General features: G+C 66.0%; 18 protein-coding genes. 12 read left to right on the top strand and 6 right to left on the bottom strand.

Annotated elements, in window-relative coordinates; genetic code table 11:
• Window positions 1-3 precede the first annotated feature (3 nt).
• Both EV580_RS03455 and EV580_RS03450 read left to right on the top strand, forming a co-directional pair.
• On the top strand, window positions 4-390 hold the full coding sequence (locus EV580_RS03455; RefSeq protein ID WP_133689727.1) for a YchJ family protein: 387 nt from the start codon (window positions 4-6) through the stop codon (window positions 388-390).
• Between the two features lie 77 nt (window positions 391-467).
• Window positions 468-1,265 carry a VOC family protein gene (locus EV580_RS03450; protein WP_133689726.1) on the top strand — a complete coding sequence of 266 codons (798 nt, stop codon included), beginning with the start codon at window positions 468-470 and terminating at the stop codon, window positions 1,263-1,265.
• A 76-nt stretch (window positions 1,266-1,341) separates the two neighbouring features.
• Here EV580_RS03450 and ald read toward each other — a convergent pair whose 3' ends face one another.
• Window positions 1,342-2,457, bottom strand: coding sequence for an alanine dehydrogenase (gene ald / locus EV580_RS03445; RefSeq protein ID WP_133689725.1), 1,116 nt, complete (start codon window positions 2,455-2,457; stop codon window positions 1,342-1,344).
• A 94-nt stretch (window positions 2,458-2,551) separates the two neighbouring features.
• Between ald and aldR the strand changes: the two genes are divergently transcribed.
• Window positions 2,552-3,067 carry an HTH-type transcriptional regulator AldR gene (aldR, locus tag EV580_RS03440; RefSeq protein ID WP_133689724.1) on the top strand — a complete coding sequence of 172 codons (516 nt, stop codon included), beginning with the start codon at window positions 2,552-2,554 and terminating at the stop codon, window positions 3,065-3,067.
• On the opposite strand, the gene EV580_RS03435 is transcribed toward aldR, so the two are convergent.
• Together EV580_RS03435 and EV580_RS03430 are read right to left on the bottom strand one after the other, a co-directional pair.
• Window positions 3,064-4,431: an HNH endonuclease signature motif containing protein gene (locus tag EV580_RS03435; RefSeq protein ID WP_133689723.1), complete on the bottom strand. Its 1,368-nt coding sequence runs from the start codon at window positions 4,429-4,431 to the stop codon at window positions 3,064-3,066. The genes aldR and EV580_RS03435 overlap by 4 nt on opposite strands.
• A 35-nt stretch (window positions 4,432-4,466) precedes the next feature.
• Window positions 4,467-5,414: a PE-PPE domain-containing protein gene (locus tag EV580_RS03430; RefSeq protein ID WP_133689722.1), complete on the bottom strand. Its 948-nt coding sequence runs from the start codon at window positions 5,412-5,414 to the stop codon at window positions 4,467-4,469.
• 135 nt (window positions 5,415-5,549) lie between these two features.
• On the opposite strand from EV580_RS03430, the gene EV580_RS03425 reads away from it, so the two are divergent.
• Genes EV580_RS03425 through EV580_RS03405 form a run of 5 tightly spaced genes read left to right on the top strand, consistent with a single transcriptional unit; the run spans window position 5,550 to window position 7,793 of the window.
• Entirely contained in the window at window positions 5,550-5,867 is a 318-nt protein-coding gene (locus tag EV580_RS03425; protein WP_133689721.1) for a hypothetical protein, read from the top strand.
• Entirely contained in the window at window positions 5,867-6,130 is a 264-nt protein-coding gene (locus tag EV580_RS03420; RefSeq protein ID WP_133689720.1) for a hypothetical protein, read from the top strand. The genes EV580_RS03425 and EV580_RS03420 overlap by 1 nt, the downstream gene beginning before the upstream one ends.
• A 21-nt stretch (window positions 6,131-6,151) precedes the next feature.
• Window positions 6,152-6,886: a 4-hydroxy-tetrahydrodipicolinate reductase gene (gene dapB, locus EV580_RS03415; protein WP_133689719.1), complete on the top strand. Its 735-nt coding sequence runs from the start codon at window positions 6,152-6,154 to the stop codon at window positions 6,884-6,886.
• 35 nt (window positions 6,887-6,921) lie between these two features.
• Window positions 6,922-7,341, top strand: a complete 420-nt coding sequence (locus EV580_RS03410) for a tetratricopeptide repeat protein (RefSeq protein WP_133691014.1) — start codon at window positions 6,922-6,924, stop codon at window positions 7,339-7,341.
• Window positions 7,338-7,793: a flavodoxin family protein gene (locus tag EV580_RS03405; RefSeq protein WP_133689718.1), complete on the top strand. Its 456-nt coding sequence runs from the start codon at window positions 7,338-7,340 to the stop codon at window positions 7,791-7,793. The genes EV580_RS03410 and EV580_RS03405 overlap by 4 nt, the downstream gene beginning before the upstream one ends.
• 3 nt (window positions 7,794-7,796) lie before the next feature.
• Here the strand turns inward: EV580_RS03405 and EV580_RS03400 are convergent, their stop codons facing one another.
• The gene (locus EV580_RS03400; protein ID WP_133689717.1) at window positions 7,797-8,750 is read right to left on the bottom strand and encodes a DUF1214 domain-containing protein; all 954 of its coding nucleotides are present in this window, start codon (window positions 8,748-8,750) and stop codon (window positions 7,797-7,799) included.
• A 123-nt stretch (window positions 8,751-8,873) separates the two neighbouring features.
• On the opposite strand from EV580_RS03400, the gene EV580_RS03395 reads away from it, so the two are divergent.
• Genes EV580_RS03395 through EV580_RS03385 form a run of 3 tightly spaced genes read left to right on the top strand, consistent with a single transcriptional unit; the run spans window position 8,874 to window position 11,616 of the window.
• On the top strand, window positions 8,874-10,052 hold the full coding sequence (locus tag EV580_RS03395) for a cytochrome P450 (protein ID WP_133691013.1): 1,179 nt from the start codon (window positions 8,874-8,876) through the stop codon (window positions 10,050-10,052).
• A complete protein-coding gene (locus EV580_RS03390; RefSeq protein ID WP_286171433.1) occupies window positions 10,049-10,663 on the top strand; it encodes a TetR/AcrR family transcriptional regulator in 615 nt (204 codons plus the stop codon). Before EV580_RS03395 ends, EV580_RS03390 begins: the two co-directional genes overlap by 4 nt.
• Window positions 10,660-11,616: an SDR family NAD(P)-dependent oxidoreductase gene (locus tag EV580_RS03385; RefSeq protein ID WP_133689716.1), complete on the top strand. Its 957-nt coding sequence runs from the start codon at window positions 10,660-10,662 to the stop codon at window positions 11,614-11,616. Before EV580_RS03390 ends, EV580_RS03385 begins: the two co-directional genes overlap by 4 nt.
• On the opposite strand, the gene EV580_RS03380 is transcribed toward EV580_RS03385, so the two are convergent.
• Window positions 11,603-12,298, bottom strand: a complete 696-nt coding sequence (locus tag EV580_RS03380) for a TetR/AcrR family transcriptional regulator (RefSeq protein ID WP_221218456.1) — start codon at window positions 12,296-12,298, stop codon at window positions 11,603-11,605. The genes EV580_RS03385 and EV580_RS03380 overlap by 14 nt on opposite strands.
• A gap of 105 nt (window positions 12,299-12,403) precedes the next feature.
• Between EV580_RS03380 and EV580_RS03375 the strand changes: the two genes are divergently transcribed.
• Window positions 12,404-12,865, top strand: coding sequence for a hypothetical protein (locus EV580_RS03375; protein ID WP_133689715.1), 462 nt, complete (start codon window positions 12,404-12,406; stop codon window positions 12,863-12,865).
• On the opposite strand, the gene EV580_RS03370 is transcribed toward EV580_RS03375, so the two are convergent.
• Complete coding sequence (locus tag EV580_RS03370) at window positions 12,854-13,594, bottom strand: dienelactone hydrolase family protein (protein WP_133689714.1); 741 nt, start codon at window positions 13,592-13,594, stop codon at window positions 12,854-12,856. The two genes, EV580_RS03375 and EV580_RS03370, sit on opposite strands and share 12 nt — an antisense overlap.
• Window positions 13,595-13,624 lie beyond the last annotated feature (30 nt).

Below are 13,624 nucleotides of genomic sequence, written 5' to 3'. Positions count from 1 at the left end.
ACGGTGCAAGCGACCGACGCGTGCCCCTGCGGATCGGGTGAGCCGTTCGGTCGCTGTTGCCTGCCACTGCACCAAGGCGAACGGCAGGCCGCCACCGCGGAAGAGCTGATGCGGTCCCGCTATAGCGCCTACGCCGTCGGCGATCTCGACTACGTGTGGCAGACCTGGCATCCGCGCACCCGGCCCGAGGCGCTGTCACCCGGTGAGTTGATCTGGACCGGTCTGCAGATCCTCGACACCGTCGACGGCGAGGCGGGCGACGAGCACGGCGAAGTCGAATTCCGGGCGCACTACCGGGACGGCCGAGAAAGGGGCACGCTGCATGAGCGGTCCCGGTTCGCCGTGCGGGCGCGCCGCTGGTTCTACGTCGACGGTGATCTCTTCGACTGACCGGCGCGGGCCGATGAGTTTTGGGGAATGGGAATGTCAGTACTGAGGACACCGAAGAACCGCCGAAAGGATTCATCGTGAGTGAGTACACCGCCCCGATCGGGGCGCCCATCTGGTTCGACCTGATGAGCAGCGATCCCGCCCGCGCCGCGGAGTTCTACGGCGAGATCTTCGGCTGGACGCTCGAGGGGCCCGCGAACCCGGAGTTCGGCGGCTACCAGAACTTCACCCGCAACGGTAAGCGGGTCGCCGGTCTGATCCCGCCGATGGGCGACGGTCCGGCGAACATCTGGTCGGTGTATCTGCATACCGCCGACGGCGCCGCCACGGTCGCGGCGGCCGAAGCGGCGGGCGCGTCGGTGATGGTGCCGCCGATGCCGGTCGGCGATCTGGGGTCGATGATGGTCGTCGTCGACCCGGCCGGCGCGGTTATCGGCTTCTGGCAGCCGGGAACTCATCCCGGTTTCACCGAGTGGGGTGAGCACGGCACGCCGTACTGGTTCGAATGCCAGAGCAAGGACTACGACGCATCGCTGGCGTTCTACCGGACGGTGCTCGGTGCCCGCATCGACGAGATCGGCACCGGGGGGGACCCGGATGCCGTCGGCCCCGACCGCTACGGACAGGTCTTCGCCGGGGAGAGCGCGTATTCGGGAATCATGGACGCGGCCAAGCTCTTTCCCGCCGAGGTGCCGTCGTTCTGGCAGGTGTACATCATGGTCGACGATGTGGCCGCGACGGTCAAACAGGCCGAAGCGCTCGGTGCGGAGATCCTGATGCCCGGCGAGGAGACCCCGTACGGCACGCTCGCGGTGTTGCGCGATCCGCTGGGCGCGCTGATCTGCCTCGGGCATCCACCGGCCGACATGGCCTGAATACCAACGAACCGGGACGCTCAGTGAGCTATCCCGGTCCGCTGTGTGCAGGTGAGCCGTTGGCTCACAAAGGTTTTCAGGCCAGTAGGCCGGCCGGATCGGTGTAGGGCAGATCCAGGTCGTGGGCGACCTCGTGGCTGAGCAGCTGGCCCTGATGGGTCGACAGACCCTTGGCCAGGGCCGCATCGGCCTGGCAGGCGCCCTGCCAGCCCTTGTCGGCCAGCTTGAGCACGTAGGGCATCGTCGCGTTGGTCAGCGCGTACGTCGACGTGCGCGGCACCGCGCCGGGCATGTTGGCCACGCAGTAGAACACCGCGTCGTGGACATTGAACGTCGGGTTGTCGTGCGTGGTGGGCTTGGAATCCTCGAAGCAACCACCCTGGTCGATCGCGATGTCGACCAGCACCGCGCCTGGCTTCATCTGTGCCACAGTCGCATTGGTGACCAGCTTGGGCGCCTTGGCACCCGGCACCAGCACCGCGCCGATGACCAGATCGGCCTGCTTGACGGCGTCCTCGAGGTCGAGCTGCGAGGAGTAACGGGTCTCGATCGCGCCGCAGTACTCGGCGTCGATCTTGCGCAGGATGTTGACGTTGAGGTCGAACACCGTGACGTGCGCGCCCATACCCCAGGCGACTGCGGCGGCGTTGTCGCCGGCCATCCCACCGCCGATCACCACGACCTTGGCCGGGGCGACGCCGGGGACGCCACCCATCAGCACACCGCGACCACCCTGGGTGCGCATCAGGTGATAGGCGCCGACCTGAGCGGCGAGCCGCCCGGCGACCTCACTCATCGGGGCCAGCAGCGGCAGTGCGCCATCGGCGGTCTGCACGGTCTCGTAGGCGATCGACGTGGTGCCCGACGCCAGCAGGGCGTCGGTGCACGGACGCGAAGCGGCCAGGTGCAGGTAGGTGAACAGGGTCTGGCCCTCGCGCATGCGCGAATATTCGGCCTCGATGGGCTCCTTGACCTTCAGCAGGAGGTCGGCTTCGGCCCACACCTGATCGGCGGTGTTGATGATCTGGGCGCCGGCGGCTTTGAAGTCGGCGTCGTGGAGGGCGGATCCCTCGCCGGCACCGGCCTGGACCATCACCTCATGGCCACGGCGGACCAGCTCGGACACGCCGGCCGGGGTGATGGCGACGCGGTACTCGTTGTTCTTGATCTCGGTCGGGATACCGACACGCATGATCGCTCCTAGTTCGGGAATTGGCTTAGAAGAATTGTGAAGAACTTTCGGTGTGATCGCAATCATGACGACGAAAATTCATTAATATGTCGCTATGTCCGAAGGATCGACGAAAACTGATGTCGGATCGTCCGCTGCTCCGAAGAATGTTCGGGCCGCCGAGCTGGACGACGTCGACCGCCGGATTCTGGCGGCGTTGCACGCCGATGCGCGGATGTCCAACAGTGCACTGGCCGATGCGGTGGGCATCGCCCCGTCGACCTGTCACGGGCGGGTGCGGCGGCTCCAGGACGTCGGCGTGATCCGCGGTTTCTACACCGATATCGATCCGTCGGCGATCGGGCTCTCGCTGCAGGCGATGATCTCGGTGAGCCTGCAATCCAACGCCCGCGGCCGGATTCACACCTTCATCCAGAAGATCCGGCGCAAGCCCCAGGTGATGGACGTCTACTTCCTGGCCGGCGCCGAGGACTTCATCATTCACGTGGCCGCCCGCGACACCGACGATCTGCGCTCGTTCGTGGTCGAGAACCTCAACGCTGACCCCGATGTGGCAGGCACCCAGACGTCGCTCATCTTCGAACACCTGCGCGGCGCCGCGCCGCTCTAGGCGGCGTCATTGCCCGCGCCACCGGACGGCGGGTCGCTGTCGGTGCCCAGTAGTCGTTCAGGGTGGTGGTAGTCGTTGACGCCGCCTTTGAGCATGGGCAGGTCGGGTGGTGGGATCCATTCGGTGTCGCCGTTGGGGAGTTTTCTGGTTTCCCAGCCACCGGTTTCGACGAGTTGATTGTCGGGTGGGCAGGCGAGGCCCAGGTCGTTGATGTCGGTTTTGCCGCCGTTCTTCCAGTCTTGGGCGGCGTGATGGACCACGGTGTGATAGGCGGGTGCATCACAGCCGGGCCGTGTACAACCAAGGTCCTTGGAGTGCAGGATGATTCGCTGGTCGGCGGTGGCGAACCGTCGATCACGGCCCAGCCATAACGCTCGCCCGTTGACGCCGTCGAACAACGCGAGGTAGTGGTAGGCATAGCTGGCCATCCGGATCAGGTCCGGGATCGGCAGCAGCGTGCCAGCCGCGGTCACCGCATGCCCGGTCTTTTCCTGGAGATCTTGGATGGTGGCCGTCGCAATCACTGTCACGGGTAAGCCGTTGTGCTGCCCCAGTTTCGGATCCCCAAGCCGGCCACGCACCAACGCCTTGAGAGCGTCGTGTTGGCGCTGCCCGTAGGTGCGCGAATCGCGTTCGGCCATTTCATCTGTGGGACTCGTCGTCGGATTCTGGTCGTCGGGATTGCACACGCCCGGAGCGGCGAACTTCGCGAACCACGCATCCAACTCCGACCGCAACTCCGGGTCGGCGATCAACCGGCCCACACTCATCCCGTCGACCTGTTGGCCGCCGCACCAAACGAAGCCACGCTTGCGCGCCCGGTCAACGTCGGAGAACTTTCCGTCGGGATTCAGATGCAACGCCAGTCGGTGTGCGACCTTCTCCAGCTGATCCGGCCGCAGCACTGCCGCTTTCTGCGCCAGCGAGCGTTCGGCCTTCTCCACCTCGGTCGGTGGCACATGATCGGGCAGCTCGCGGAAGAACTTCTGGATCACCCGTAGATGCTCACCATCGAGCTGCCCGTCGTTCCACGCTTCAGCTGTTGCCGGCAGGACGGGCGGTAGGGGCTGCCCGGTCAACGTGGTGCGCGGCGCCAACTGCTCTGCATCCCGCATCCGCCGCCGGGCCTCACGCGGACTGATCCGCAATGCATCGGCCAGCGCAATGCCGACCGGCGGGCAGCCCTGGAACTGTTTCAGGCTGGCCACTCCGGCATGGGACGTCGCCGCCTGGATTCGCTGGGCCGTCTCCATCCGTGCCAACACTGCGAACCGCTTCGGCGGGGGCAAGGTCTCGAGATCGACCGCGGCGATGGACGCGACGACATCGTCGAGCGCATCCAACAAGCCGTCGATCGAACCCATGTTCGAAAGACTACTCCGGACCACCGACAGAAAACTCAGTTGTGTCGAGCCGAGGACGCCGTGCCTTTCGGTTTAGGTCCACTCGCGGGCTTCGCATTGGATTTCCCACCGGCGCGCTTGACTGATCCCGTCGATTTCGTTGGTGCGGTGCTCTTTTGGGCTGTTGTGACGGCGGCCGACGATGGCGGGGTGGGATCGGGAATGTCGACCGGCCGGTGGTAGGCCTTCTCGATGATCGGCCGCAGCGCATTGTCCAGCGCCGGGGCCAGCGGTCCGGCCCACGCCACCAGCGGCAGCGTCTTGGTGGGCGACCACACGTAGGTGACGTTGCCCGGCTGCCCGTTCACCTCGGGGGTGAAGCGGACGTTGTTCGGGTCGTCGAGATCGACGTTCTTGTAATCGACGTGGATGGAGAACATCCCGACGACGGCGTTGGCGACCGCGAGCAGATTGCGCGGATCATCGGGCCAGTCGGCCCAGCCGTCGTATTGCCGGATCACCTCGATGCCCGTGTAGGCGGTGTCGGGCGGAAGCCACTGATTGGGGGTCTCGGTCTTGTTCCGCCGGCCCCCGTAGGGGTTCTCCGGATTGCCGATCGACACCCACGTCAGCCGCGACGGGTCCGGGGCGCTGGACGGGTCGGCGGCAAACCGGCGCAGATCGGAGTAGACGACCTGGCCGCCCTGACTGTGCCCGAACAGGATGATTTGCTCGTCGTCGGGCAACGCATCGATCGCCTGTACGACTTTCGCCGCGCCCGAATCGGTGAAGGCGCCACCCGGAAATGCGAAATAGTCGACCGGCTGACAGTGGTTGGGCGATTTACACAGATCGCCCTGCAGCTGCTGCGGCACGAAGTGCCAGATGTGCTGCATGCCGACAAAGCCGCCCTCGAGTGTCAGAACCGTCGCGGCATTACCCATTGGGGCCGACGTGATGAGTGCGGCACTCATCAGCACGGCCAAGCCTGCTTGTTTGAACATCCCCCGACCTCCCCACTGGCGATGGTAGGACCTGGCAACCTTCTGTGAGCGGGGTTTGCCGCATTGAGTCAGGGTGACTAGTGCGGTGTCGGCCGATCGCCTAGCTTTTGCTCAACGCGGCAAAGGAGGTGGCCGATGACAGAGCAGCGATCCGGCATTCAATACAGGTTGGCGGTCTTTTTCGGAGCCGTGCTCGGTGGTGTTTATTGGGGGCTGTTGTCGACGCTCGTGACCGCTCATGAACACGGCCCGACCCACCGGGGCTGGATGACCCCGGCCGACCTCCTCACCTTCGTCGCGACCAGCGCTTTGACCCTGTTCGTGGGTTGCGCACTGCTTCTGCTGCTGCGGTCGTTGGTGCGCACCGTGGGGCTGGCGCTGGTTCTCTGCGCGCTGTCCGGATGGATCGTGGTCGGCACCGTTGCGCTGCAGTCCTGGCTGTGGAGGCTGTGATGTCCTGGGAACCGGCTGCGCCTCGACTCGCGCCGCTGGTGATCGGCCTGTTGCTCGGATTGTTCGCGATGGCAGCGACGCCCTTGGTCTATTACTGGCTGTTCGCGCCGGCGTATGCGGCGGTTCTCGGTGGCGTGGTCGTGCTTCTCTCGGTCAGATTCCGGCGGCTCGTGCCGGTCGCCGAGGGAATGTTCGCGGCAGCGCTCTTCGGGGTCGTCTTCGTCGCCGTCGCCTACGCCGGTCTGTCCACCCTGGTGCGATAGTCCGCCGACTAGGCTGCACGCATGCGAGTTGCGGTCCTGGGCGCCCGAGGCAAAGTCGGAACCACCATGTGCGAGGCGGTGCGTGCGGCTGACGACCTCACGCTGAGTGCGGAAGTCGACGCCGGCGACGCGCTGTCGTTGTTGACCGACAGCGACACCGAAGTGGTCATCGACTTCACCCACCCCGATGTGGTGATGGACAACCTGAAGTTCCTCATCGACAACGGAATCCATGCCGTCGTCGGCACCACCGGGTTCACCGACGAACGAATCGACACGGTTAGCGGGTGGTTGGCCGACAAGCCGGGTTCGGCGGTGTTGATCGCCCCCAACTTCGCGATCGGCGCGGTGCTGTCGATGCATTTCGCGCAGAAGGCCGCACCGTACTTCGAATCGGTGGAAGTCATCGAATTGCATCACCCGCACAAGGCCGATGCCCCGTCGGGCACCGCGACGCGCACCGCCAAACTGATCGCCGAGGCGCGAAAAGACTTGCCGCCCAACCCCGATGCCACCAGCACCGGCCTGGAGGGGGCTCGCGGCGCCGACGTCGACGGTATTCCGGTGCATTCCATCCGGCTGACCGGGCTGGTCGCCCATCAGGAAGTCCTGTTCGGCACGCTGGGCGAGACGCTGACCATCCGGCACGACAGCCTCGATCGAACCTCGTTCGTGCCGGGCGTCCTGCTCGCCGTCCGCCGGGTGGCGACCCGGCCCGGGCTCACCATCGGAATCGAACCGCTGCTCGACCTGTGAATCCCGCGTTGCGTCTCCAGCTGCTGATCGGCTTCATGTGTGCGGCCCTGGTGGTGTATTTCCTGCTGCTGGGGCGCACCGGGATCACGCTGATCGGCACCGGGACGCCGGTGGCGATCGCCCTGGGCATCGGGGTGCTGATTCTGCCGGTCGTCGGGGCGTGGGCGATGGTCGCGACGCTGCGGGCCGGTTTCGCTCATCAGCGGCTGGCCCGGCTCGCGGGCGAGGACGGCATGGAACTCGACGTGAGCGACCTGCCGCGGACTCCGGCGGGCCGTATCGACCGCGACGCCGCCGACGCACTGTTCAACACCGTGCGCTCCGAGCTGGAAGCCGACCCGGACAACTGGCAGCGGTGGTACCGGCTGGCCCGGGCCTACGACTACGCCGGCGACCGCGGCCGCGCCCGGGAGACGATGCGCAAAGCTGTTGCGATGCAAGCCGAGCAGACATGAAGCGGCTGCTGATCGTGCACCACACGCCGTCTCCGCACTGCCAGGAGATGTTCGAGGCGGTGCTCGCGGGCGCGACCGATCCCGACATCGAGGGTGTGGAAGTCGTTCGCCGGCCGGCGCTCACGTGTTCGTCGGCCGAGATGCTGGAGGCCGACGGCTACCTGCTGGGCACACCGGCCAACCTCGGCTACATCAGCGGCGCACTCAAACATGCCTTCGACCAGTCGTACTACCAGCTACTGGACTCCACCCGCGGTCGGCCGTTCGGCGTCTACCTGCACGGCAATGAGGGCACCGAGGGCGCCGAACGGGCCATCGACGGCATCACCGCCGGATTGGGCTGGGTAAAGGCGGCCGAGACGGTCGTGGTTGCGGGCAAGCCGGCCAAGGCAGACGTCGAGGCGTGCTGGAACCTCGGTGCGACCGTGGCGGCGACGCTGATGGGGGAGTGAGCCTCACACGGGTTGGGCGGCGGGAAAAGTCCAGTCGCCGTTGAGGATTGCGGGCCGCGGCCGATACAGGCGGACCAGGTAGTTCCAGCCCGGTGTGATGGGCAGGCAGTTGGCAGTGTCGTCGCGGCAGCCACCGAACTGGATGGTGGTGGCGCCGTCGGCGTCGGGCACCGCGGTCAGGCTGTTGAAGGAGTAGCGGTTCAACGGGTTGGCGGTGAAATAGCCGTCCTTGTTGTAGACAGTGACCGACCAGAACCCATCGACGGGAACGTCTTTGACGGTCAGGCGATGAATCGTGTTGCCGTCGTTGTCTTTCGGGGTGATCGTCAGGTAGAACGCGTCGCTCTCGGGATTGCCGCCCCAGGCCGAGGCCGAGCCGATCAGGTGCCGGACCGGGTCGGTGCTCTCGCGGGTGCCGAACATCCGCTTGGTGTCGGTCAGCGTGGTGGCCAGTGTCAGCAGCGCCTGGCGGACGGTGTTCTGGCTGACGGGATCCCACGACGGGATCTCGAACTGACCCCGGCTGCCCTGCTGGACCCCGATGGCGTCCTGCAACCGGTGTACGACCGGCAGGTCGTCAGGATCGTTCGGGTCGACCAGGATTCGCACCGCCACCACCGCATACCGCGTGCCGATCTCCTCGCGCGTCAACCGAACCTGGCCCTCGCCGTAGATCACCCGCGGCACGTAATGGTCCTCGGTGATGATCTGCGCCGACAGGAAGCGCGGGCCCGCGTCGGGCAGCGTGACGGTGACCGGGCCGGCCGCGAGGTCGAACACCGAGGCCGAGTACAGGGTGTCGCGGTTCTGCCGGATGACTCGTTGGTGGTCGATCGGACTCAGCTCGCGATAGTGCATGAACTGCCCGAACCCGTCGTCTTCGGCGATGTGGCTGAAGTACAGGTCGGATTCGGCGCGGGTGAAGTTGTCGGCGGTGACTGCCTCGGTGCTGGCCATCTGTTCAGGCTAGGCCCTTCCGTCACTGACAGTTGACTGTCACTTAGCGGCTGTCTACGCTCGGCCGAAATGACAGTCCACTGTCGGATATCGACGTGAGGAGATGCCGTGGCCACCCCAACGATGCCGGCGCCGCGTTCGTCCGGGTGCCCGCTTGATCCACCGGCCGACTTCGCGCGGTGGCGCGAGGACCCGGGGCTGTGCCACGCAACCAACTTGTTCACCGGGGAGTCGGCGTGGGTGGTCAGTAGATACGAGGAGATCCGCGCTGCGCTGACCGACCCCCGTCTGAGCGCCAACTCGCTTCCGGACTCGACCAAGGTCACCGGTGACGATGACGAGACGCCGGTGTTCTTCGCCCGGACCGACGATCCCGAACACAACCGCTTGCGCCGCATGCTGACCCGAGACTTCACTGTGCGGCGGGCCAAGGAGATGGCACCCGACATCCAGAAGCTCGTCGACGGATTCCTGGACGCCATGATTGCGGCCGGGCCACCGAGCGACCTCGTGCGCGATTTCGCGCTACCCGTTCCGTCGCTGGTGATCTGCCTGCTGCTGGGGGTGCCCTACGAAGACCACGAGTTCTTCGAGGAACACAGCGTCGCCGGGCTGGACGTCAAGACCACCGACGAGCAGCGGATCGAATCGATCATGACGATGATCAACTACATCACCGAACTATTGCAGCGCAAGAAGACTGAGCCGGGTGATGATCTGTTGTCCCGCTTGATGAACGAGAATGTCGCGAACGGTGATATCTCCGTGATGACGGCCGCAATGACCGGATGGGTCATGCTGCAGGCCGGTCACGAGACCACCGCCAGCATGATCGGGCTGGGGACGTTGGTGCTGCTGAAGAATCCGGACGCCTTCGCGATCCTGCGGGATGGCGACTCGGCGGCCGGTCTTCAGGTTGTCGATGAATTGTTGCGCTACTTGACGATTGTGCACAGTGGACTGGTCGACCGAGTCGCCACCGAGGACTTCGAACTCGGCGGGCAGCTGATCAGCAAAGGCGACCACGTGATGATGAACCTGACTGCGGGCAATTATGATCCGGTGTTCACCGCGCGTCCCGAGCTCTTCGATGTCGACCGCAACAACCGCGGGCATCTTGCGTTCGGGTACGGGATCCACCAGTGTGTCGGTCAGAACCTGGCACGTACGGAGTTGCAGATCGCGCTGACCTCGCTGGCGCGCCGGCTCCCAACGCTGCGGCTGGCGGTACCGGAGGAGGACTTGGACTTCATGAACGACCAAGCCATTTGGCGTCTCAAGGAACTCCCGGTCACCTGGTGATCGCCGGAGTACGAGCAGACGCCGCACGCAACGCCGAGCGGATACTGCGCGCGGCCCGCGAGGTGTACGCCGAGGTCGGACCGGACGCGCAGATGGAGCTTGTCGCCAGCCGGGCCGGAGTCGGCGAGCGCACGCTGTATCGCCGGTTTCCCACCAAGGCTGCTCTGATCAGAGCCGTGCTGGATCAGAGCATTGCCGAAAATCTCTCTCCCGCAATCGAAAAAGCGGTGAACAACCGCAACCCGCTGCGCGGGCTCGCCGATCTCATCGAGGCCGCGATCGCGCTTGGCGCGCGCGAGCACAGCATCCTCGCGGCGGCCAGAAAGGCTGACGCACTGGACAACGTGTCGGTGCGGCTCGACGAGGCGCTCTACGACCTGACCCGCCGCGCCCAGGAGGCCGGCCTGGTGCGTGCCGACCTCGTCGCCGATGACCTGCCCCGCATCATCGCGATGCTCAACAGCGTGCTGTGGACCATGGACCCCGGCAGCGATGGCTCCCGCCGCTACGTCGCACTGATGCTCGACGCGATCACCACACCGGAGCCACGCAAATTGCCTCCCTCGGTGGCACTTCGGCGCGCGCCCATCCCGGACAGCTGGCCGCTGTGAGCGAACTGCGATTCGACGGCCGGGTCGCCGTCATCACCGGAGCGGGCCGGGGACTGGGCCGAGAATACGCGTTGTTGCTCGCCGCGCGCGGCGCCCGCGTCGTCGTCAACGACCTGGGCGGGTCGGTGACCGGCGACGGATCGGAAACCGGCGCCGCGAACGCGACAGTCCGCGAGATCATCGACAACGGTGGCGAAGCCATCGCCGACACCAACACCGTTGCGACGGGCGACGGCGGACAGGCGATCATCGACACCGCGCTGAACGCCTGGGGCCGGATCGACATCCTGGTGAACAATGCTGGGACGGTGCGTGATTCGCCCTTTGAAGAGATGACTGAGGAGATCTTCAGTCCGCTGCTGGACGTGCACCTCAAGGGAGCTTTCTTCGTCACGCGGCCCGCATGGACGGCGATGAGAGCGGCCGGCTACGGCCGCATTGTCAATACCTGTTCTGCCGCAGGCATTCTCGGATCGTCGCGGATGAGCAATTACGGCGCCGCCAAGACCGGACTGATCGGACTGACGCGGGTGCTCGCCGCGGAGAGCGCCGACGTCGACATCAGGGTCAACGCGATCGCGCCCATCGCCGCGACGCGGATGCTGGACTACTCGCTGGGTAATGTCGCCCAACTCGACGATCCGGCCGCCGTCGCGGCGGCCGAGGAGATCATGCGCCCCTTCCTCGACCGGCTCGACCCCGCACACGTCGCGCCCGTAGTGGCCTATCTCGCCCACGACGACTGCCCGGTCACCGGCGAGATCTTCACCGTCGGCGCCGGACATGTCGCGCGCTTCTTCATCGGCAGAACCAAGGGCTACTACGCCCCGGGGCTCTCGGTCGAGGATGTCCGCGACCACCTCGGTGAGATCCGCGACGAACGCGACTACACGGTGCCGTCGGGGCCGGCCGACGAGATGGCCGAACTCTTCAGCACGATCATGGGTGGCTAGCGCAGGGGCGTAGTCCAGAGAGGACCATTTCGGCGAAGACATCGCCGATCTCGGCCAGTGAGTTCCGTCCGCCCGGCACATACCAGTGGTGGATCCAGTTGTGCATGCCCAGCACCCCGTACATCACCAGCCGCGCATCCAGATCTTGCCGGAAGTCGCCGGTGGCGATGCCGTCCTCGATGATCGCGAGCAGGGTCTGCCGGTAGTCCTCGGCGTTGGCGATGATGCCGTCGGCTTCCGGAATCGCGGTGATGTGGTGACTTTCGCCGAACAGCAGAAACAGTTCGGGGTGATTTTGCAGGTCATCGACGAAATGGCGCAGCGCGCGGCGCAGCTTGAGATCGGCAGGCCCCTCGGACTCCAGCGCTTCACGGCAGTGGCGGGTCATCTCCCGCGCAGGCTCCTCGATGAGCGCGATCAGCAGTTCTTCCTTGGTGCCGACGTAGTAGTACAGCGAGGCCCGGTTGATGCCCACCTGCGCGGCGACGTCTTCGAGCCGGGCCCGGCCGAAGCCCTCGCGCCGGAAGACATCCGCGGCGCCGGCCAGGATGCTGCGCCAGCGCTCGTTGGACGCCCGCCGGTCGGCGCTGCGACGCTCGTCGCGACGCTTGGCGTTGTCACTCTGCTGACGTGTGGGTGGGATCGGTCTCGCCCTCCGGTCGTGATCGGCTCGCCTAGTCAAAATACGTCATTGTGCCTGCGACCTCGCCTCTAGCAGCGTTCGAGACCGACACGAGTTAGCGCGCTTCCTGGACCGGCGGGCCGGTCGGTCCTACCGTCTTCAGGCATGGGAATCGCTGACATCGCGCTGGGAGCCGCCCCGATCGCCGGCGGTGCGCTGCTGGGCGTCGCCGCGGGCAACTTGCGGGGCCCGGACATCCGCGGCGCGATCAAGGACGATATCGAGCTGCTGGACAAGATCCCCGAAGAGAACGCCGAGCTACGCGCGGCGCTGCGCAAGAGCATCGACGAGCGCATCGCTGACCTCATCACCGCCACCGAGAAAAGCCGCGAACTGCGTGAGATCGCCGCGTCCTACAAGGGCAACTGGCGCGACATCGTGGTCTTCGTCTGCGCGGTCCTGTTCACCATCGTCTGGTGGAACGTGCCGCACAGCCGCAGCAACTGGCTGATCATGTTCATCATCCTGATCGTGCTGTCCGGCATCGTCGCGGTCTACGCCTCCCGCGGCGTCATCCGCGCGGTGGCCAGCCTGCGCCGCAACCACCACCACGACTCAACGAGTTAGGTGCGCTCCGAAGACGTCGCGCATCGCATCCCAGTGCCGCTGCGCCGCGGATTCGTCGTAGGGCGGGTTGTCCGGCACCGCGAAACCGTGGGCGGCTGAATACCACTCGATGGTGTGCTCGACGCCGGCGTCGGTCAATGCCTTGTCCAGGGTCTCGGCATTGGCGGCGGTGAAGGACGCGTCGTCCTGGGCCCCGCCGACGTAGACCACCGCGCAGATCTTGTCGGCCAGCAGATGCGGGCTCGCCGGGTCTTCGGCGGCCAGCCCGCCGCCGTGGAACGACATCGCCGCTGCCACTCGCTCCGGGACCCGGCCGGCGACGATCAGTGAGGTACGGCCGCCCATGCAGTAGCCGGTGGTGCCGAACTTCTCACCGCTGACCTCGGGTCGGGCCGCGAGATAGTCGAAGAACGCCCGGGCGTCGGACGCCATCGCTTCGGGGGTGACGGTGCTGATCATCGAGAACAGCCGTTGCCGCTCGGCACCGTCACCGAACACGGTCGCCATGTCGAACGGCGCCCAGTCACCGCTGCGGTAGTACACGTCGGGTACCAGCACCACGTAGCCCAGGCCGGCCAGCCGGACCGCCATGTCCACGAACGTCGCGCGGGTACCGCCCGCGTCGGGATACATGATCACCGCGGGCCACGGTCCCTGCCCGTCGGGAACGGCGAGCGTGACCGGACAGGTGCCATCGGCAGTGGTGACGGTGTCAGAGATGGTCGGCATGGCTTCGTTTGTACTCTCCGCTGCCGGACG

The organism is Mycobacterium sp. BK086 (genome assembly GCA_004362315.1).
In the GTDB taxonomy this organism is placed as follows: Bacteria; Actinomycetota; Actinomycetes; order Mycobacteriales; family Mycobacteriaceae; genus Mycobacterium.
The sequence above is the reverse complement of the archived record's forward strand: the minus strand, read 5'-3'. Positions and strand labels throughout refer to the sequence as shown.

What these genes read in the sequence shown, in the direction of transcription:
- ald (WP_133689725.1), bottom strand. Translation starts at nt 2,457, where the DNA reads ATGCGTGTCGGTATCCCGACCGAGATCAAGAACAACGAGTACCGCGTC.
- aldR (WP_133689724.1), top strand. Translation starts at nt 2,552, where the DNA reads ATGTCCGAAGGATCGACGAAAACTGATGTCGGATCGTCCGCTGCTCCG.
- EV580_RS03435 (WP_133689723.1), bottom strand. Translation starts at nt 4,431, where the DNA reads ATGGGTTCGATCGACGGCTTGTTGGATGCGCTCGACGATGTCGTCGCG.
- EV580_RS03430 (WP_133689722.1), bottom strand. Translation starts at nt 5,414, where the DNA reads ATGTTCAAACAAGCAGGCTTGGCCGTGCTGATGAGTGCCGCACTCATC.
- EV580_RS03425 (WP_133689721.1), top strand. Translation starts at nt 5,550, where the DNA reads ATGACAGAGCAGCGATCCGGCATTCAATACAGGTTGGCGGTCTTTTTC.
- EV580_RS03420 (WP_133689720.1), top strand. Translation starts at nt 5,867, where the DNA reads ATGTCCTGGGAACCGGCTGCGCCTCGACTCGCGCCGCTGGTGATCGGC.
- dapB (WP_133689719.1), top strand. Translation starts at nt 6,152, where the DNA reads ATGCGAGTTGCGGTCCTGGGCGCCCGAGGCAAAGTCGGAACCACCATG.
- EV580_RS03410 (WP_133691014.1), top strand. Translation starts at nt 6,922, where the DNA reads ATGTGTGCGGCCCTGGTGGTGTATTTCCTGCTGCTGGGGCGCACCGGG.
- EV580_RS03405 (WP_133689718.1), top strand. Translation starts at nt 7,338, where the DNA reads ATGAAGCGGCTGCTGATCGTGCACCACACGCCGTCTCCGCACTGCCAG.
- EV580_RS03400 (WP_133689717.1), bottom strand. Translation starts at nt 8,750, where the DNA reads ATGGCCAGCACCGAGGCAGTCACCGCCGACAACTTCACCCGCGCCGAA.
- EV580_RS03395 (WP_133691013.1), top strand. Translation starts at nt 8,874, where the DNA reads ATGCCGGCGCCGCGTTCGTCCGGGTGCCCGCTTGATCCACCGGCCGAC.
- EV580_RS03375 (WP_133689715.1), top strand. Translation starts at nt 12,404, where the DNA reads ATGGGAATCGCTGACATCGCGCTGGGAGCCGCCCCGATCGCCGGCGGT.
- EV580_RS03370 (WP_133689714.1), bottom strand. Translation starts at nt 13,594, where the DNA reads ATGCCGACCATCTCTGACACCGTCACCACTGCCGATGGCACCTGTCCG.